This window comes from Mesorhizobium sp. M0833 (assembly GCF_040319905.1).
GTDB lineage: Bacteria > Pseudomonadota > Alphaproteobacteria > Rhizobiales > Rhizobiaceae > Mesorhizobium.
The window spans coordinates 114867-131465 of the sequence record NZ_JAMYOQ010000011.1; the positions used below are offsets into that span (position 1 = coordinate 114867).

At 61.2% G+C, this 16599-nt stretch carries 20 protein-coding genes and 3 tRNA genes; 11 read left to right on the plus strand and 12 right to left on the minus strand.

Annotation, left to right across the window (positions count from 1 at the left end; genetic code table 11):
• Positions 1 to 19: 19 nt before the first annotated feature.
• Together NKH98_RS15005 and tuf are read right to left on the minus strand one after the other, a co-directional pair.
• A complete protein-coding gene (locus NKH98_RS15005) occupies positions 20 to 1705 on the minus strand; it encodes a COG3904 family protein (protein ID WP_352899449.1) in 1686 nt (561 codons plus the stop codon).
• A 158-nt stretch (positions 1706 to 1863) separates the two neighbouring features.
• A complete protein-coding gene (gene tuf, locus NKH98_RS15010; RefSeq protein ID WP_120015218.1) occupies positions 1864 to 3039 on the minus strand; it encodes an elongation factor Tu in 1176 nt (391 codons plus the stop codon).
• Positions 3040 to 3309: 270 nt separating this feature from the next.
• On the opposite strand from tuf, the gene NKH98_RS15015 reads away from it, so the two are divergent.
• The 3 genes from NKH98_RS15015 (at position 3310) to NKH98_RS15025 (ending at position 5460) form a co-directional block, all read left to right on the plus strand.
• Positions 3310 to 4197 carry a DMT family transporter gene (locus tag NKH98_RS15015; RefSeq protein WP_352741120.1) on the plus strand — a complete coding sequence of 296 codons (888 nt, stop codon included), beginning with the start codon at positions 3310 to 3312 and terminating at the stop codon, positions 4195 to 4197.
• A 43-nt stretch (positions 4198 to 4240) separates the two neighbouring features.
• Positions 4241 to 4696, plus strand: coding sequence for a GFA family protein (locus NKH98_RS15020; RefSeq protein ID WP_352899452.1), 456 nt, complete (start codon positions 4241 to 4243; stop codon positions 4694 to 4696).
• A 104-nt stretch (positions 4697 to 4800) separates the two neighbouring features.
• The gene (locus NKH98_RS15025; protein WP_352899455.1) at positions 4801 to 5460 is read left to right on the plus strand and encodes a peptidoglycan recognition protein family protein; all 660 of its coding nucleotides are present in this window, start codon (positions 4801 to 4803) and stop codon (positions 5458 to 5460) included.
• A gap of 49 nt (positions 5461 to 5509) precedes the next feature.
• On the opposite strand, the gene NKH98_RS15030 is transcribed toward NKH98_RS15025, so the two are convergent.
• On the minus strand, positions 5510 to 5767 hold the full coding sequence (locus NKH98_RS15030) for a GlsB/YeaQ/YmgE family stress response membrane protein (protein WP_254817133.1): 258 nt from the start codon (positions 5765 to 5767) through the stop codon (positions 5510 to 5512).
• 159 nt (positions 5768 to 5926) lie between these two features.
• Between NKH98_RS15030 and NKH98_RS15035 the strand changes: the two genes are divergently transcribed.
• The gene (locus NKH98_RS15035; RefSeq protein ID WP_254817132.1) at positions 5927 to 6394 is read left to right on the plus strand and encodes a YidB family protein; all 468 of its coding nucleotides are present in this window, start codon (positions 5927 to 5929) and stop codon (positions 6392 to 6394) included.
• A 173-nt stretch (positions 6395 to 6567) separates the two neighbouring features.
• Here NKH98_RS15035 and NKH98_RS15040 read toward each other — a convergent pair.
• Both NKH98_RS15040 and NKH98_RS15045 read right to left on the minus strand, forming a co-directional pair.
• Positions 6568 to 6641: transfer RNA gene (locus NKH98_RS15040), tRNA-Gly, on the minus strand.
• 67 nt (positions 6642 to 6708) lie between these two features.
• A tRNA-Tyr gene (locus tag NKH98_RS15045) sits at positions 6709 to 6793 on the minus strand.
• Between the two features lie 201 nt (positions 6794 to 6994).
• Between NKH98_RS15045 and rlmB the strand changes: the two genes are divergently transcribed.
• A complete protein-coding gene (gene rlmB, locus NKH98_RS15050; protein ID WP_352899458.1) occupies positions 6995 to 7846 on the plus strand; it encodes a 23S rRNA (guanosine(2251)-2'-O)-methyltransferase RlmB in 852 nt (283 codons plus the stop codon).
• A gap of 90 nt (positions 7847 to 7936) precedes the next feature.
• On the opposite strand, the gene NKH98_RS15055 is transcribed toward rlmB, so the two are convergent.
• The 3 genes from NKH98_RS15055 to gcl are packed head-to-tail and all read right to left on the minus strand — an operon-like array spanning position 7937 to position 11460.
• A complete protein-coding gene (locus NKH98_RS15055; RefSeq protein WP_352899572.1) occupies positions 7937 to 8854 on the minus strand; it encodes a 2-hydroxy-3-oxopropionate reductase in 918 nt (305 codons plus the stop codon).
• A gap of 9 nt (positions 8855 to 8863) precedes the next feature.
• The gene (gene hyi, locus NKH98_RS15060) at positions 8864 to 9655 is read right to left on the minus strand and encodes a hydroxypyruvate isomerase (protein ID WP_352899460.1); all 792 of its coding nucleotides are present in this window, start codon (positions 9653 to 9655) and stop codon (positions 8864 to 8866) included.
• Positions 9656 to 9678: 23 nt separating this feature from the next.
• Entirely contained in the window at positions 9679 to 11460 is a 1782-nt protein-coding gene (gene gcl, locus NKH98_RS15065; protein WP_352899463.1) for a glyoxylate carboligase, read from the minus strand.
• 202 nt (positions 11461 to 11662) lie between these two features.
• Between gcl and bhcR the strand changes: the two genes are divergently transcribed.
• Positions 11663 to 12520, plus strand: coding sequence for an HTH-type transcriptional regulator BhcR (bhcR, locus tag NKH98_RS15070; RefSeq protein ID WP_254817127.1), 858 nt, complete (start codon positions 11663 to 11665; stop codon positions 12518 to 12520).
• A 40-nt stretch (positions 12521 to 12560) separates the two neighbouring features.
• Here bhcR and NKH98_RS15075 read toward each other — a convergent pair whose 3' ends face one another.
• The gene (locus tag NKH98_RS15075) at positions 12561 to 12917 is read right to left on the minus strand and encodes a hypothetical protein (protein WP_352477490.1); all 357 of its coding nucleotides are present in this window, start codon (positions 12915 to 12917) and stop codon (positions 12561 to 12563) included.
• A gap of 222 nt (positions 12918 to 13139) precedes the next feature.
• Entirely contained in the window at positions 13140 to 13307 is a 168-nt protein-coding gene (locus NKH98_RS15080; RefSeq protein WP_352899466.1) for a hypothetical protein, read from the minus strand.
• Between the two features lie 158 nt (positions 13308 to 13465).
• Between NKH98_RS15080 and NKH98_RS15085 the strand changes: the two genes are divergently transcribed.
• The 4 genes from NKH98_RS15085 to NKH98_RS15100 all read left to right on the plus strand — a co-directional run bounded on the left by NKH98_RS15085 (position 13466) and on the right by NKH98_RS15100 (position 14637).
• Positions 13466 to 13541 (plus strand) — tRNA-Thr (locus tag NKH98_RS15085).
• 153 nt (positions 13542 to 13694) lie between these two features.
• The gene (locus NKH98_RS15090; protein ID WP_254817124.1) at positions 13695 to 13934 is read left to right on the plus strand and encodes a hypothetical protein; all 240 of its coding nucleotides are present in this window, start codon (positions 13695 to 13697) and stop codon (positions 13932 to 13934) included.
• Positions 13935 to 13965: 31 nt separating this feature from the next.
• Positions 13966 to 14091, plus strand: a complete 126-nt coding sequence (locus NKH98_RS15095) for a hypothetical protein (RefSeq protein WP_352899468.1) — start codon at positions 13966 to 13968, stop codon at positions 14089 to 14091.
• Between the two features lie 147 nt (positions 14092 to 14238).
• Positions 14239 to 14637, plus strand: coding sequence for a GFA family protein (locus NKH98_RS15100; RefSeq protein ID WP_352899469.1), 399 nt, complete (start codon positions 14239 to 14241; stop codon positions 14635 to 14637).
• 209 nt (positions 14638 to 14846) lie between these two features.
• Here NKH98_RS15100 and NKH98_RS15105 read toward each other — a convergent pair whose 3' ends face one another.
• Positions 14847 to 15242 carry a hypothetical protein gene (locus NKH98_RS15105; RefSeq protein ID WP_352899470.1) on the minus strand — a complete coding sequence of 132 codons (396 nt, stop codon included), beginning with the start codon at positions 15240 to 15242 and terminating at the stop codon, positions 14847 to 14849.
• Between NKH98_RS15105 and NKH98_RS15110 the strand changes: the two genes are divergently transcribed.
• Positions 15236 to 15874 (plus strand): cupin domain-containing protein, encoded by a 639-nt coding sequence (locus NKH98_RS15110; protein WP_352899473.1) that lies wholly within the window; start codon positions 15236 to 15238, stop codon positions 15872 to 15874. The genes NKH98_RS15105 and NKH98_RS15110 overlap by 7 nt on opposite strands.
• Positions 15875 to 15937: 63 nt before the next feature.
• On the opposite strand, the gene NKH98_RS15115 is transcribed toward NKH98_RS15110, so the two are convergent.
• The gene (locus NKH98_RS15115; protein WP_352899476.1) at positions 15938 to 16504 is read right to left on the minus strand and encodes a DUF2569 family protein; all 567 of its coding nucleotides are present in this window, start codon (positions 16502 to 16504) and stop codon (positions 15938 to 15940) included.
• Between the last annotated feature and the right edge of the window lie 95 nt (positions 16505 to 16599).

Sequence of the window (16599 nt, forward strand, 5' to 3'; positions counted from 1 at the left end):
CGCGGCTATCATGCCCGCGTTACGATTTGACCGGCGTGCTGGCCTGAGCCTTCACGCCCGAGGCTTCGCGGCAGTTCTCCGGCCGTCGCTCCGATCTGCAGATGCCGGGGCCTGTCAATTCGTCTGCCGATTGAGGCCCTGTTGTCAGCCCGTATTTCAGCATCCTGTCGAGATCGAGCTGCCGTTCGACCGAATATAGCTGAATTGCCGTAAACAGACCGGGGCCGATGGCCATGTCCTCAAGATAGGCCTTGACCTTTTGCTCCTGCCGTACCGAATGCACGCTCAACTGTGCACGCGGGCCGACCAGGCGTTTGACACCGCCGGCGAGCATGATTGGGCAGGCCGAGCCGCACTCGCCGCCGGCATCGACCGTCAGTCCGTTGTAGACGCCGTCTTCGGCCATGCAGTCGGCCTGCCGCGGCTCGCAGCCAATGAAATCCGTCCGCGCCACGGCGACGTCGAGCTTGCGTTCGCGGATCAGCCTTCCGGCCGCCAAAGCACCGAGCACGTCGCCACCCGGCGAACTGACTACGATGGGCAGGCGCCGGTCGCCGACGCTGTCAAGCAGTTGGCGCAATTTTTCGGGCGTGTCAGTGGTAATTGCGCCTTCGGCCGAGATCCATTCCGGGCAATTGGGATTGCATAGCGGGTTGCTGCCGCGGACCAGGACGAAGCGCATGTCAGCGACCTCCTTCGCCGGCGGGGTTTCGAGCCCCAGAGGTGCAGGCTCGGCGCTCGCCACCACTTGCCCGGCCGGCTTCGCGATGTTCGCCGGCGCCGGCACTTCCCTGCAACTCGCCGGCAACGGATCGGATTTGCACAGGGTTGGCGCGGTCAGCAGGTCGACGGCATCCAGACTGGTGACGAGATTCATTTGCAGCATATCGTAGGGAATCAGTTGCTGGATGCCGCTGGCCGGCGTGCTTTTCATGGTCTCAAGCACGCCCAGGCCGACGCCCATCTCCTTCAGATAGGCCGCCAGCTTCCGCTCCAGCGGTTTGTTCATTTCGTAGGTCTTGTAGCTGCCCGCGTTCTTCCGGCTGACGACCCTGGTACTGAGTATCTTCCTCTTGCCTTTCACCATGCGGTAGGTGGTGCGGTACAGCAATTTCGTCCGGATATAGGTCGTGGTGATCTGATGGACGCCGAGAAAGGCCCACTCCCCGACCACGCGCCGGATGCCACCGGAAAACATCAACGGGCAGGCGGAATTGCAGATGGCGCCGTTGCCATAGGCATCGCCGAAATAACGGGCGCCCTTGCCGTCGTTTTCCTTGCAGTTCTTCATATCTGGCAGGCAGCCGGCGAAGCGGGTTTTGCCGACGGCGATATCGAGCTTGTTCTTGCGGATCAGGCGACCAAGTGTCAGCGCCGCTTCGACATTGCCGCCAGGGGAATCGACGACGATCGGCAGCTTTCGGGCGCCAAGCGCCTTAAGCGTGCGCTTGAAAAGGGCCGGCGTGCCGGCTTCAATCGAGCCTTCCGCCGATATCCATTCCGGACAGGTCGGCTCGCAGCCCGGCGCGCTGCTGCGGACGACGACGAACCGCATCGTCGGGCCGAAATCCGGCGTGGATTTTTCCGGCGTGGATTTCTTTGCATCCGCTGCGAAGGCAGCGTGGCCCATGGCAAGCAACGACACCAGGCAGATCAGCCCTAGCGACCACCATGCCTGACTATGCAAACGGCGCCATGGAACCATTTGGGCAGCCCCCTCGATGCAACCTATACTAGTTATGGCAGAGGCGCTTGCAACAGGATTTAAGGCAATGCGGTTAATCCATTGCCGGAATATCAGAATCAAAAGGGCGGCCCGAAGACCGCCCTTTCGCATCCGATCTCAACCGGCAGCGCCGACGATTACTCTTTGATGGTGACGACGATGCCGGCACCGACGGTACGGCCGCCTTCACGGATGGCGAAGCGCAGCTTCTCTTCCATGGCGATCGGCACGATCAGCTCGACATCGACGGTGATGTTGTCGCCCGGCATCACCATCTCGGTGCCTTCCGGCAGCGACACGATGCCGGTCACGTCCGTCGTGCGGAAATAGAACTGCGGACGGTAGTTGGTGAAGAACGGCGTATGGCGGCCGCCCTCGTCCTTGGTCAGGATGTAGGCTTCGGCAACGAACTTCTTGTGCGGCTTGACGGTGCCGGGCTTGGCCAGGACCTGGCCGCGCTCGACGCCTTCACGGTCGACACCGCGCAGCAGCGCGCCGATGTTGTCGCCCGCCTGACCCTGGTCGAGCAGCTTGCGGAACATCTCGACGCCCGTGCAGGTCGTCTTGGTGGTCGGGCGGATGCCGACGATCTCCAGCTCCTCGCCGACCTTGACGACGCCGCGCTCGACGCGGCCGGTCACCACCGTGCCACGGCCCGAGATCGAGAACACGTCCTCGATCGGCATCAGGAACGGCTTGTCGAGCGGACGAACCGGCGTCGGGATATAGGCGTCGACCTGAGCCATCAGTTCGCGAATGGCGTCCTCGCCGATCTTCTTGTCGCTGTCTTCAAGGGCGGCAAGCGCCGAACCCTTGACGATCGGAATGTCGTCGCCGGGGAACTCGTTCTTGGTCAAAAGCTCGCGCACCTCGAGCTCGACCAGCTCGAGCAGCTCGGCGTCGTCGACCTGGTCGACCTTGTTCAAAAACACCACGATCGAGGGCACGCCGACCTGGCGGGCCAAAAGGATGTGCTCGCGGGTCTGCGGCATCGGGCCGTCGGCGGCCGACACCACCAGGATCGCGCCGTCCATCTGCGCGGCACCGGTGATCATGTTCTTCACATAGTCGGCGTGGCCGGGGCAATCGACATGGGCATAGTGGCGGTTGGCGGTCTCGTATTCGACATGCGCCGTCGAAATGGTGATGCCGCGCGCCTTCTCTTCGGGCGCCGCATCGATCTGGTCATAGCGCTTGTATTCGCCAAAATACTTGGTGATCGCCGCCGTCAGCGACGTCTTGCCATGGTCGACGTGACCAATCGTGCCAATGTTCACATGAGGCTTAGTGCGCTCGAATTTACCTTTTGCCATAGTCTCTTTCCTTGGACGGCCTGGGACGGCCTGGACCTTCAGTTCAGTCGAATGCGGGGCGATTAGCGACTAAGGCCGAAAAACACAAGTGCCTTGTCGCCGAGCGCGCTCGCCCGCCCGAACGCGTGATCCGGTTTCGGAGAATGTGGCGCGGATATAGGAACGAACAAGGGCAAATGGAATGGTTACGGCGGCGGCTGACGGCTTTGACGGATTTACAGACGGATCTGGCCCATTGCCGCTTTGGCGCCGGTCTGATTTCGTGGGCCGATGCATTTCATCCCGACTGCCATACGAGGCCCGCTGTTCATGGTCGTTTCGACCGGGTCCTACATCGTCAACGATACGATGATGAAGCTCGCAACCGCGGGACTGCCGCCCTATGAGGTGCTGTTCCTGCGCGGCGCGGCGGCAACGTTGTGGGGCATTCCGCTGCTGTTCGTGCTGGGCTATGGCAAGCACATCCCGCTAATCCTCGACGCCAAGGTTTTGCGTAGGAACCTGCTCGAACTGGGTGCGATCCTTTGCTACGTGGTGGCGCTCGCCAACATGCAGATCGCCGATTCCACCGCGCTCGGACAGATCACGCCCTTGCTGATGCTGGTCGGCTCCTCGATGCTGTTTGGCGAACGGATCGGCGGGGTTCGCCTGGCGCTGATCGGGCTCGGCTTTGTCGGCGCGGTGATGGTGGCACAACCGACGATGCAGGGGATTTCGGTTTACGCCCTGCTGGCGCTCGGCAATGCAGCCCTGTCCGCGGCGCGCGATCTGGCCGGGCGCAAGGTCGCTGCCGACGTGCCGGGAATGGTCGTGGCTATTTCCGCGGTGATTGTGGTGCTGGCCGGCGCCGGCGTTGCGCATCTGGTTTCCGAGCGCTGGGTGGTGCCTGAAACCCGTCACCTGCTGCTGATGGGCGGCGCCGGACTGTTCCTGATCTTCGGCCACTTCTTCATCTTCATGGCCTATCGCGTCGGGCCGACCAGCGTGGTGGCGCCGTTCTACTATTGCTTTACCGTCTGGGCGGTGATTTCAGGCCTGGTGGTTTTCCGGCAGCTCCCGAATGCGCTGGCCATCTGCGGTATCCTGCTGGTGGTGGCCAGCGGGTTGACCATTGTCTCGCTCGACGAGCGCAAGCGCCGGTTAACCGTCGTCGCCTAGAGCTGGAGAGGGTGTAGGGACGATCGCCTGAGTGGAGAAGCGTATGGCAAGCCCGGAGAACGGAAACAACCAGAATGCAAGCAACCGCATGCTCGCCGGAAAATGCCTGTGCGGCGCCGTTCAGTACGCGGTGGCGGACGCGTTCGTCTATGCCGCGAACTGCCACTGCTCGAACTGCCGGCGTACCACCGGTTCGGCCTTCAAGCCATTCGCCGGCATCGAGCGGGACAGGCTGAGCCTCACGAGGGGCGAGGACAATCTCACGATCTTCGGCGACGAAACCGTCCATGACGCGCACTGCAAGACTTGCGGCTCGTTGCTCTATTCGGTGGTCCGCGACGGTGCCTTCGTGCATGTCGCCATGGGAAGCCTCGTCGACGAGCCAACCATCCGCCCGACGCAGCACATCTTCGTCGGCTCCAAGGCGAAGTGGTTCACGATCACTGACGATCTGCCGCAATACAGAGAACACGCGGTCGCCGAAGATGCCGGCGAATAGCTGACCGTTAGAAACGCTCAACCAAACTATCGTTTCGTTTTCGCGTCCGCCGCCAAGGAAATTATACTGTGCTGCGTCACTGAACTTATGTCGCGGAGATTTCTGTGGCATTGCCGCCCGACTGGTTGCCCAATGTTGCGATGAAGCGCGTCGTTTGCCATTGGACGGCAGGCTCGCATTCGGCCGGCGATACCGATAGGGATGCGCATCACATACTGGTCGAGGGGAATGGCCGTCTGGTCAGGGGCCGGCCGTCAATCGCGCTCAATTCGGGTCGGGTAAAACCGGGATATGCCGCGCACACGCTCAACTGCAATGGCGGCTCGATCGGGGTTTCGCTCTGCTGCATGGCCGGGGCGGAGGAAAGGCCGTTCGATGCCGGCCGCTATCCGATGACCAGGGCACAGTGGAACGCGATGACCGCGGTTGTCGCCGAACTCTGCAAATATTACCGCATCAAGGTCACGCCCAAAACGGTGCTGTCGCATGCCGAAGTCGAGAGCAATCTGGGCATCGAGCAGCGCGGAAAATGGGATTTCACCCGGCTGCCCTTCGATCCGACGATCAGCGGCGCAAGCGCCTGTGGCGAGCGGCTGCGTCGCGACGTGACGGCGGCAATGGGCGAGATGCCCAATCTGCCGGTGAGGATTGGGCGCGATGCCGTATGGCAGCGATTGCTGGAGGAACTATGGCCGATCATGGTGAGAGGGCTGGAAGCCGGCCTCAACACGCTGATCCGCCAGATCCTCAAAAGGATTAGATAGGCGCTCGGCATTCGGGTGAATGCCGGCGCAACTGCCGATCTGCCCGTTTCTAAAGAGCCCGCCTGCCGGTAAACTGGTGATAAGCCCACAGGACAACTATCGCGCCTATCACGGCCACTATCAGACTATAGATGTTCAGCCCCGTAACGCCCGACGCACCAAAGGCGCTGAAGATCAGCCCGCCGACGATAGCCCCGACAATCCCAAGCACGATATCGAGCACCAGGCCCTGCCCGCTTTTATTGACGATCTTGCTGCCTATGAAGCCGGCGATGACGCCGAGAATAATCCAGCTTAATATTGACATTTTTCCTCTCCGTTCCCCGCACCCGATTACTTCCACATTATTAAGCAAAGCTCAAGCCAACTTGAAAATCATGATTACGGAAAGCTCAAACCGGCTTGAAATTCGCCATGAATGCGTCATTGTCGGAGACGGACGGGCAATTTGACATGGAGATCCACAATGGGACTGTTTGACAATGCCGTTCCGGGCGGCAACGTCGCCAAGCCGCTGATGATCGCGCTCGGCGCACTTTTGGTGGGAAAAATGCTGAGCAGTGGAAGTTCCGCCCAGCCGGAGGCAGCGCAGAGCCCTGCCCCCGTCCCGCCTGATACAACCGCATCCGCCGACGGCGGACTGCTTGGCGGTCTGGGCGGCCTGCTCGACAAACTGAAGGACGCCGGCCACGGCAACGTCGCCAATTCGTGGGTCGGCACCGGTCAGAACCAGCCGATCAACCCCAACGATCTGGGCAGCGCTCTCGGGCCGCAAATCATTCAGGAGATCGCGCAAAGGACGGGCCTGAATCAGCAGGAATTGCTCCAGCAATTGTCCGCGGCCTTGCCGGGACTTGTCGACCAGCTGACGCCGAACGGGCAAGTGCCGCAGCAGAACCAGCTCGCGTCTATATTCAGCAAATTCGCGAGCTGACGCCTGTCGCCCAACGCCGCCTGCGGTTCGGGACAACGATATGCGTAAAACACAGATTAAGATGCGCGTCCTTCTGGACGCGCATTGAACGCTCTGAACTATCGGCAAAGCGCTTCGCTTGGCGCCGCCTGCTTCGGGATCGTGCGCGAAGTGCGCCGTGGCCTGGGGAAATCTGGAGCGGGTAGCGGGAATCGAACCCGCATATTCAGCTTGGAAGGCTGCTGCTCTACCACTGAGCTATACCCGCGCCTTTCAGTCAAGCATCGGATCCGCTCCGACGCTCGCGCTGCGTTTCAGGGCTTCCGGGCCGGCAGTGGTGGAGAGGGTTGGATTTGAACCAACGTAGGCATAGCCAACGGATTTACAGTCCGTCCCCTTTAACCACTCGGGCACCTCTCCAGTCTGCCGCCGGAGCCATGCAACGAGGCATCGACGCGTCGCGGCCGCCAAAGCAGCCTTTCCGCGCAGCGCCTTATGGCGGGAGCGTCCAAAACTGTCAACCGCAACAGCCCGGCAAAAAACGCTGAATTTCACACCTCGCCCGACAAGCAGCTTGTGCGGCTGTATCCATGACCGGACGACACGGCTATAGAACCGGCCATGAGCAACGATAACAAATCCAAGACCCCGAAAGACACCCACTACGCCAAGCTGCGCCGTGCGCATCGCGACGAGAAGAGCGGCGGCGCGCCAGCGTTCAGGCCACGCCAGCCGGTGCCGCCGGGCAAGACCGCCGCCGATGGGCTGGTGCGGCTCTACGGGCTGCACACGGTGCGGGCGGCGCTCGACAATCCGCGCCGCAAGATCAAAAAAATGCTGGTGACGCGCAACGCTGCCGAGCGGCTGGCAATCGCCGATCTTGCCGCTTTGCCCTTCAAGGCGGAACTGGTCGAGCCGAAGGACATCGACAAGGTCACCGGCTCGGATGCCGTGCATCAGGGCGTGCTGATCGAGGCCGAGCCGCTAAAACCCAAGCGCCTCGATGCGCTTGGCGACACCAGGCTGGTGCTGGTGCTCGATCAGATCACCGATCCGCACAATGTCGGCGCGATCCTGCGCTCGGCGGTGGCTTTCGGCGCCGGCGCGCTGATCACCACAGCGCGCCACAGCCCACAGGAATCCGGCGTGCTGGCGAAGTCGGCTTCCGGCGCGCTGGAACACATCGACCAGATCGAGGTGAAGAACCTGGCCGATGCGCTGGAGCAGTTGCACGAGGCCGGTTTCCAGACGATAGGGCTGGATTCGGACGGTCCGGCGGAACTCGAAAAGAGTTTTTCGGGAGAAAAGATCGCATTGGTGCTTGGTGCCGAGGGCAAGGGCCTGCGCCAGAAGACGCGCGAAACGGTGACGACGCTTGCCCGGCTCGACATGCCCGGCGCCATCCGCTCGCTCAACGTGTCGAATGCCGCGGCGGTGAGCCTTTATGCGGCAAGGAAATTTTTGAAAGAGTGAATGGTGAGACTGCACGTAGGTCGTGACCAACTCATTACCAACTCATTACCAACTACTCACTGCTATTTACTACTCACTATTCACTATTCACTATTCACCCACTTCACATCCCGCCATCCGCTCCAGCGCTCGAACAAGCGCCGAGTGATCCTCCTTCGCCCCGCCATTGGCCGTGCAGGAGTTGAACAATTGCTGCGTCGTTGAGGTGTTGGGCAGCGCAACACCAAGCGCTTTTGCTCCTTCCAGCGCGAGATTGAGATCCTTCTGGTGCAGTTCGATGCGGAAGCCGGGCGCGAAGCTGCGCTTGATCATGCGTTCGCCGTGCACTTCGAGAATGCGCGAGGCTGCGAGCCCGCCCATCAGCGCTTGCCTGACCTTGGCCGGATCGGCGCCGGCTTTTGAAGCAAAGACAAGCGCTTCGGCGACGGCCTCGATGGTCAGCGCGACGACGATCTGATTGGCGACCTTGGTCGTCTGGCCGACGCCGTTCGGTCCGACCAAGGTGATGTTCTTGCCCAACTTCTCGAAGATAGGCCTGGCGCGTTCGAAGGCTTTTTCCTCGCCGCCGACCATGATGGTCAGCGATGCCGCCTTGGCGCCGACCTCGCCGCCCGACACCGGCGCGTCGAGGTAGTCGCAGCCGAGGTCGTTGATCTTTTTTGCAAAGGCCTTGGTCTCGATCGGCGAGATCGAGCTCATGTCGATCACCAGCTTGCCTCTTGTCAGCCCGGACGCGACGCCGTTTTCGCCGAACAGCACATCGGCCACCTGCGGCGTATCCGGCACCATGGTGATAATGATGTCGGCCATTTTCGCGACGGCGCTGTGGCCAGAGACGGTCTTCAGACCCTTGGCGACGAGATCGGCCGGCGGCTTCGAGCGATGATCGCTGGCGACGACGGTGTAGCCGGCCTCGAGCAGATGCTCCGCCATCGGCGCACCCATGATGCCGAGGCCGATAAAGCCGATGGTGTCCATGTCTTTCTCCGTTTCTTGTAAGGCGGCGATGCGTAGCGTCTACGCCGCCGCCTGCCCGGCCAACTCCCGAAACCAGCCCAGTCCGGCTTCCGTCCCACCCTTCGGCTTGTATTCGGCGCCAACCCAGCCGGAATAGCCGATGCGGTCGATGTGGCTGTACAGGAAGGGAAAATTGATCTCGCCCGTCCCCGGCTCATGACGGCCGGGATTATCCGCAAGCTGGATATGCGCGATGCGGTCGAGGTTTGCCTCGATGGTACGGGCGAGATCGCCCTCCATGATCTGCATGTGATAGATGTCGTATTGCAGGAACAGGTTCTTCGAGCCGACGCGGTCGATCAGCGCCAGGGCCTGATCTGAGTAATTCAGGAAGAAGCCCGGAATGTCGCGGGTGTTGATCGGCTCGATCAGCAGCCTGATGCCGGCCTGCTCCAGCTTTTCCGCCGCGAAAGCCAGATTTTCGGCGAAGACGTCTTCCAGCACTGAGTGATCGACGCCCTGCGGCGCGATGCCGGCGAGGCAATTGACCTGCTCGCAGCCGAGCGCGTGCGCATAGGTGACGACCTTGGCAATGCCTTGCCGGAACTCCGGGATGCGGTCCGGCAGGATCGCAATGCCGCGCTCGCCCTTGGCCCAGTCGCCGGCAGGCAGGTTGAACAGGACCTGCGTCAACCCGTTCTTCTTCAACCTGGCCGCGACGACATCCGGCGCATGGTCATAGGGACCAATATACTCGACGCCCTTGAAGCCCGCGCGGGCAGCGGCATCGAAGCGGTCGAGAAAGTCATGCTCGCCAAAGAGCATCGAAAGATTGGCTGAAAACCGTGGCATGGCAGTAGTTCCTCATATGCGGCTTAATCGAGCATGACGATCGCCGTGGGGGCATCTTCATGGCGCTCGGCAAGCTCCTCGAATTCGGTGATCTTGTCGATTTCGGTACCCATCGAAACGTTGGTGACGCGCTCGAGGATGAATTCGAGCACCACCGGAACCTGGTGCTCGTCCATCAGGCGCTTTGCCTCTTCGAAGGCACCGGCGAATTCCTCCGGCCGGCGCACCCGGACCGCCTTACAGCCCATCGCCTCGGCAACGGCGACGTGATCGACGCCATAGCCAGCTTCGGCATCGCCCTGTCGATTGACGTTCTCGAAAGCCAGGCTGACTTCGAAATCCATCGAAAACCCGCGCTGCGCCTGGCGGATCAGCCCGAGATAGGCGTTGTTCACGACGACATGGATGTAGGGCAATCTGTGCTGTGCGCCGGCCGCCAGTTCCTCGATCATGAACTGGAAATCATAGTCGCCGGACAATGCCACAATTGTGCGGTCCGGATCGGCTGCGCGAACGCCGAGCGCTGCCGGCAATGTCCAGCCGAGCGGCCCGGCCTGGCCGCAATTGATCCAGTTGCGCGGCTTATAGACATGCAGGAACTGCGCCCCGGCGATCTGCGACAGGCCGATCGTGGTGACATAGGTGGTGTCGCGGCCGAACGCCTTGTTCATCTCCTCATAGACGCGCTGCGGCTTCAGCGGCACCTGGTCGAAATGGGTCTTGCGCTTCATCGTCTTCTTGCGCTGCCGGCATTCGCCGGCCCAGCCCGACCAGTCGCGCAATTTCCCGGCGGTCCTCCATTCGGTGGCGACGTCGAGCAGCATTTTAAGCGCCGCACCGGCATCCGAGACGACGCCAAGGTCCGGTGCGAAGACGCGGCCGATCTGCGTCGGCTCGATATCGACGTGGATGAACTTCTTGCCCTTGGTGTAGACATCGACCGAACCGGTGTGGCGGTTGGCCCAGCGGTTGCCGATGCCGAAAACGAAATCGGCCTCGAGCATCGTCGCATTGCCGTAGCGATGCGAGGTCTGCAGTCCGCACATGCCGGCCATCAGGCGGTGGTCGTCGGGGATCGCGCCCCAGCCCATCAGCGTCGGAATGACAGGCACGCCGGTGACTTCGGCGAATTCTATCAACAGGTCCGACGCATCGGCGTTGATAATGCCGCCGCCGGCGACGATCACAGGCTTTTCCGCCGCGTCGAGCATCGTCAGCGCCTTCTCCGCCTGAGCGCGCGACATTGCCGGCTTGAACGGCACCAGCGGCTCGTAGGCATCGATGTCGAACTCGATCTCCGCCAGTTGCACATCGACCGGCAGGTCGACCAGCACCGGCCCCGGCCGCGACGAGCGCATCAGATGGAACGCCTTCTGCAGCACCATCGGCACCAGATAGGGCTCCATGACGGTAACAGCCCATTTGGCGACGGGTGCGGCGATCGCGGCGATGTCGACGGCTTGAAAATCCTCCTTGTTGAGACGTGCCCGCGGCGCCTGCCCGGTGATGCAGAGGATGGGAATAGAATCGGCGGCGGCCGAATAGAGGCCGGTGATCATGTCGGTGCCGGCCGGACCCGAAGTGCCGATGCACAGACCGATATTGCCCGATCTGGCGCGGGTAAACCCTTCGGCCATATGCGAGGCCGCCTCGACGTGCCGCGCAAGGATGTGGCGGATGCTGCCCCTTGCCTTCAGCGCCGAATAAAGCGGGTTGATCGCCGCACCTGGCACGCCGAAGGCACAGGAGATGCCTTCCTTTTCAAGAACGAGAACGGCTGCGTCGACTGCGCGCATCTTGGCCATGTCAGCCTCCACGGAATTGTTGATGGCTGATGATGCCAGTGCGTCGATTATTTTTCAATTTTTCCAGAATATTTTTTCATTTCTAGGGAACGGCTCTTGCTGCTTGAATTGATTGGCCTTTCTGTTTTCCATAAATTCGCTTCGCCGGCCGGTGAAAAACTTTTTCATTGCTTGTTGGGCGAACAGAGCGAAGAATGGCCCGATGGAAACCACCGAAAAACGCCAGCGCGGCCGGCCGCGCGCTTTCAGCGGGCCGTCCGAAGCCGCCTCGGTGCAGTCGCTGGACCGGGCGCTGCGCATCCTGGCAATCGTCGCCGATGGCAGCGGCCTGTCGTTGAGCGAGATCGCCGCCAGTTCCGGCCTGCCGGCATCCACCGCCTACCGCATGCTGACGACGCTGGAGAACCATGGCATGGTCGAGTTCGAAGGCACCGACCAGCTGTGGTCGATCGGCGTCGAGACCTATCGCATGGGCGCAGCGTTCCTGCGCCGCCGCAAGCTGGTCGACCGCGCCCGTATCGTCATGCAGGAATTGATGGAGAAGACCGGCGAGACCGCCAATCTCGGCGTCGCCGAGGACGATTGCGTGGTCTTCGTCAGCCAGGTCGAGACGCACCAGGCGATCCGCGCCTTCTTCCGGCCGGGCACGCGCAGTTCCTTCCATGCCTCGGGCATCGGCAAGGCGGTGCTGGCGCATCTCGAGCCGGAACGGGTAGCCACCATACTGCGCCGGGCCGGGCTGGAGCGCTTCACCGAAAACACGTTGTCCGACATCTCGGCGCTCGCCCGCGATCTGGTGACGATCAAGCTGCGCGGCTGGTCGGTCGATGACGAGGAGCGGCATCCAGGTATGCGCTGTGTCGCCGCCGCCATCTTCAACGAATTCGGCGAACCGATCGGCGGCGTCTCGGTCTCCGGGCCGACGGTACGGGTCACACCGGAGCGGCTGGCCGAAATCGGCCCGCTGGTGCGCGATGCAGCAGCGCAGGTGACGAGGATGATCGGCGGCCTGCCGACCCCTCCCGGCCCTGGCAGCGAACCGAGCGCATGGCAGCGCTGACCAGCGCCGAATGGTGCGACATCTGCCAGGATGGCCAGAGCTAGCCCCCGGGCACCGCGCTCTTGGTCGACAGGTCGTAGAAATCAAGCAGCATCGCCAGCCCAACTCCGCAGGCGGTGAAGATGAGGCCGGCAATGAAGATACGATTGGCGCGTTCATAAACGCGCCGTTGTAGAGACGTTATGTCGAGCAGCAACCGCAGCGCTCGTATCTGCAGGGCAATGCCGATCAAAATCGGCACGACGGCGGCCAGGTGATAGATTTCCCATGGTATCGGGTTGGCGGCCCAATGCGTGATGAAGCCCAGCGAGAACGCCAGCAGGATGCCGACGGTGGTGATTGTGCCGTTGCGGAAAACCGTCTCGATCGGTTCCTCGTTCGGATCGTGCTCGCCCAAGCGCCCTCTCTCCCTGTTTCGGCTCGGCCGTAGATTAGGCTGTCGGGAAATCCCTGTACATCGGCAAGAGTGTTGGCGAATGCTGAAGCGGCATCCGATCTCGCCTTAAGCGATGTTCGACAGGACAGAGAAGCTGACGGAGCGCGACGCCAGTCTGATACTGTCAGCCGCGACCACCAACGGTCGCGCTGGTCGACAGTTCACCGGACCGATCGGCAGGCCTCAGCCCATGCCGGTGATATGGCGAAGCCAGAAGGCGAGCGCGATGAAGCCGATGATGGTGGTGACGCCGGTCCAGTCGATATTGGCGCGCTTCAGATCCTTGATGAGCTTCACCAGGAGAAGCCACGCCACGAGGACGAGCGGGAGAATGATGACAAACCTGATCATGCGACTGCCTCGCTGATGCGATTGCACCTTCGATCAATATAGGAAGCGAATTGGCCGTTTTCAGGACGCCCTGGCGGCAGAACCGGCGCGGTCGCCGGGAACCGAAAAACGGAGTTTTGTCTTTACTGGCGCAGCAAATATGCTAACCGGAGCGCCGTGCCCTTGTAGCTCAGCTGGTAGAGCAGCGGTTTTGTAAACCGAAGGTCGGCGGTTCGATCCCGTCCGGGGGCACCAGCACGGGCTTCTTGAGACCTCCGGGGCGCTTGATATCTGCTCATCCCCGATATCCACAGGCCGAGGCCGTCAGGATCGGTAGCACATCAGCTTCAACGCATATATTCCCTGGCGGAAACCATAGTTCCCTAGCGGAAAACCTAGGAGTTGTCGTTGGAGCAGAAACGCACGACCGCCCCCTTCGTCAGCGGCATGTTTGGTGGCGTTGTCGTCTTCGCCTTCGCGTTCGGCTTCCGTTTCCTGATAAGTCCCGATCCTGATCCTGCATCAAGAGCAACGACAAGCCTTTCGGTACTGGCATTCGCCATTTGCTTCGGCGCGGCATTCCTTCGCGAGCATCGACGCCAGATTGCCGCCGCCAGAGAATTCTTAAGCCGCCCAAGATCGTATTAGGCTGAGGACTCATAAGCGAAGCGACGATCTGATGATCGCCAACGCCATGCTCGACAAAAAGGCGCCGCTGGCACTTTCATCGGTATTGACGGGCTTTGGCGCCAGCGGCCTGGCGGAGAAACTCTACGAACATTTCAATATGCCGCAAAGGCGATAGTGAAGGCAGCTTGGAGGCAACGCCTCGCGCACGCGAGGACAATCGCCAGCGCCGAATGTCGGAATTGGGCGCCAGCTCGGCGCATTTCATGGCGCCTCCCTCACGCCCAGGCATGAAGCTGTCCTTGTTGACTCGAGGAGTATTTGCATGCGTGGTCATTGCTTATGCGGCGCTATTGCCTTTGAAGTCAATGGCCCGGCACAGGCCTGCGTGGTCTGTCATTGTGAAAGTTGTCGGCGGCAATGTTCTGCGCCGATGACCACCTATATTGGCGTCTTGAACGGCCAATGGCGATGGCTGGGCAAGCTACCGAAGGTATTCAACTCTTCTCCCGGTGTGGAAAGAACATTTTGCGATCACTGTGGCACGCCGCTGTCCTTCCGCTCAAAGAACATGTCTGACGTCATGCATTTTTTTGCGGCGGCGATGGAGGAGCCAGAAAAATTTGCACCTACGCTGCATGTCGCTTTTGAGGAGAAGCTCCCTTGGTTGAAACTCGCCGACAACCTGCCGACCCGTTTTGGGCCTGACTATACGAAAGATTAGGACGGTACGTACCGGGAGCGTCGGGATCGCCAGAAAGTTCCCGTGAAATTGCCGGCTTAGCCTGAACCAGATCGGGCTCAAGCATTTCCTACCAGGAGACGCCGAGCTCATTCCTGTCTTGCTTTTTGCTGGGCCATAGGTTCGTCCCGCCTCCCGACGGCCACTTAACAGCATTCGATTAAATTGCTCCAGTGTATATTAGCACTCGCTCAATTAAGCGCGCCGACAATGGCCGTGCGGCGGGCCAAAAACCAAAGGGTGTTGTCATGCGAAGTGATTTCGCCGCGGCACGCGAACTTTTGGAATGCGCACAAAACCGCCTCTACGGCGCGGATGAAACGAGCCGACGCGTCAACGAGGCCCTCGACGCGCTGATTGAAGAAATAGCCATCGCGGAATTCCGCAAGGCGCCACTGACGGTCGTGCCGTTTCCGCGAGCGCGCCCGCCTAAGCATGTCCGGTAGAGCGCTGATCGCCCGCGTTGACGAAGAGCCGGCAACTAGTGTTTCCGCAATCGCACGTTCGAGCGGTCGTTGAACCGCCAACCCGTTAACCGTAAGCTTGCCGGCAGCGGTGCTCTGAAACCCGGAGCTGATCCATGTCACGCTGTGGAGATGTCTACGAGAACAAGGTGACCGGCGAATATGCGGTCATCCTGCGTGGCACCGAAGACCGCGGCCAGGGACCTGGCATCGCTCATCTGACCGCCCGACCGGGAGCCGCAGTGGTGGGCGAGCACTACCACCCGAACCTGACGGAGCGGTTTGCCGTCCTCGGCGGCCGGCTCGACGCTCGCATCGCCGGGAAGACTTTGTCCCTGGGGCCCGGCCAATCCGCCACGATCGAAGCAGGCGTCGCACACGATTGGTGGAACAGCAGCAAAACCGAAGAAGCGCATGTGCTGGTCGAAGTCGACCGGGCGCCAGGTTCAGACAATGTCGACCCGAACCGTTTCGAGCTGCTGATCGGCATGCTCTTCGGCCTGGCCAATGCTGGCAAGGTGGACAGAAAAGGTAGGCCTTCGCCGCTTCAGGCAGCGGTCATCGCCAGAGAGTTTGCCGACGTAATCGTCTTCACGTACCCGCCACCTGCGATTCAGCGAGTGGCGCTGGGGATCCTGGCGCCACTCGGCCATCTGTTTGGCTATCGCGCGATCGACCCCGACTACTGCAAGCCGCACGGGCATGTCACGCCGGCTCCTGAAATCCTCGCTCGAGCAGGCCTACAGGCCGGGTGATCCGGGTCGATGCAGCGCGCCCGGCATTTTTGTCGGCTGCCATACATAGGGCTCGCGGCAAGCTCAGGAAGCACTCGCGACCTGACCGGATATCGCGGCCCGGTCGAACGTGTTTCTCACCCTGACCGACTTGTAGACGTAGGCGACCCAGATCCCGGTCAGGACAAAAGAAACTGCGGGCATTACCAGCGCATCCCCTGCAAGCACCAAGCTCACAGGAGCGCTCATAACCGCTGAGATCCATGTCGTGTCCAGAATAAACACGATTGGTATTGCAAACCACTGATACAGGAACAGCTGCTTGAAGCGGTAACTCCGCCGGAGCATTGCAACGAACACAACCAGCTGGAGCACCAGAAACGCCAGCAACAGGGCGACCTCGCCGTAGACCGCCAAGGCGCCGTTGGGGAGCGTCATTAGCTGTCGATAGCCCCCGCTCGAAGAGAACAGCTCAGCCAGCGTGCGGAAAGGTGCCAAGCACTGTCCAATCGCCAGCAGCATAAGCCAGCCTCCAAAACCTACGAGAGCCGAAGGATCCTGTAATGGCTTTGCGGCTGACCGAACGGCAAAGAAAACAGGCACGCCGATCAGCAGCAGCAGTATAGCCCAATGCCAGATGGAAATCCGCATCCGATCCCTCCTTTGATGCCCGTTCAGGTTGTAGCAGATTTCAATCTCAACTCAAGAGGCAACATCGAGAGGAAGCGCTGCTTGCGAGACCCGTC

Bases quoted from the DNA above. Each gene is read 5' to 3' on its own strand.
- gcl (WP_352899463.1), bottom strand. From the start codon at position 11,460: ATGGCCAAGATGCGCGCAGTCGACGCAGCCGTTCTCGTTCTTGAAAAG.
- NKH98_RS15110 (WP_352899473.1), top strand. From the start codon at position 15,236: ATGTCACGCTGTGGAGATGTCTACGAGAACAAGGTGACCGGCGAATAT.
- NKH98_RS15115 (WP_352899476.1), bottom strand. From the start codon at position 16,504: ATGCGGATTTCCATCTGGCATTGGGCTATACTGCTGCTGCTGATCGGC.
- NKH98_RS15005 (WP_352899449.1), bottom strand. From the start codon at position 1,705: ATGGTTCCATGGCGCCGTTTGCATAGTCAGGCATGGTGGTCGCTAGGG.
- hyi (WP_352899460.1), bottom strand. From the start codon at position 9,655: ATGCCACGGTTTTCAGCCAATCTTTCGATGCTCTTTGGCGAGCATGAC.
- bhcR (WP_254817127.1), top strand. From the start codon at position 11,663: ATGGAAACCACCGAAAAACGCCAGCGCGGCCGGCCGCGCGCTTTCAGC.
- NKH98_RS15080 (WP_352899466.1), bottom strand. From the start codon at position 13,307: ATGATCAGGTTTGTCATCATTCTCCCGCTCGTCCTCGTGGCGTGGCTT.
- NKH98_RS15015 (WP_352741120.1), top strand. From the start codon at position 3,310: ATGCATTTCATCCCGACTGCCATACGAGGCCCGCTGTTCATGGTCGTT.
- NKH98_RS15030 (WP_254817133.1), bottom strand. From the start codon at position 5,767: ATGTCAATATTAAGCTGGATTATTCTCGGCGTCATCGCCGGCTTCATA.
- NKH98_RS15035 (WP_254817132.1), top strand. From the start codon at position 5,927: ATGGGACTGTTTGACAATGCCGTTCCGGGCGGCAACGTCGCCAAGCCG.
- NKH98_RS15100 (WP_352899469.1), top strand. From the start codon at position 14,239: ATGCGTGGTCATTGCTTATGCGGCGCTATTGCCTTTGAAGTCAATGGC.
- rlmB (WP_352899458.1), top strand. From the start codon at position 6,995: ATGAGCAACGATAACAAATCCAAGACCCCGAAAGACACCCACTACGCC.
- NKH98_RS15020 (WP_352899452.1), top strand. From the start codon at position 4,241: ATGGCAAGCCCGGAGAACGGAAACAACCAGAATGCAAGCAACCGCATG.
- NKH98_RS15095 (WP_352899468.1), top strand. From the start codon at position 13,966: ATGATCGCCAACGCCATGCTCGACAAAAAGGCGCCGCTGGCACTTTCA.
- tuf (WP_120015218.1), bottom strand. From the start codon at position 3,039: ATGGCAAAAGGTAAATTCGAGCGCACTAAGCCTCATGTGAACATTGGC.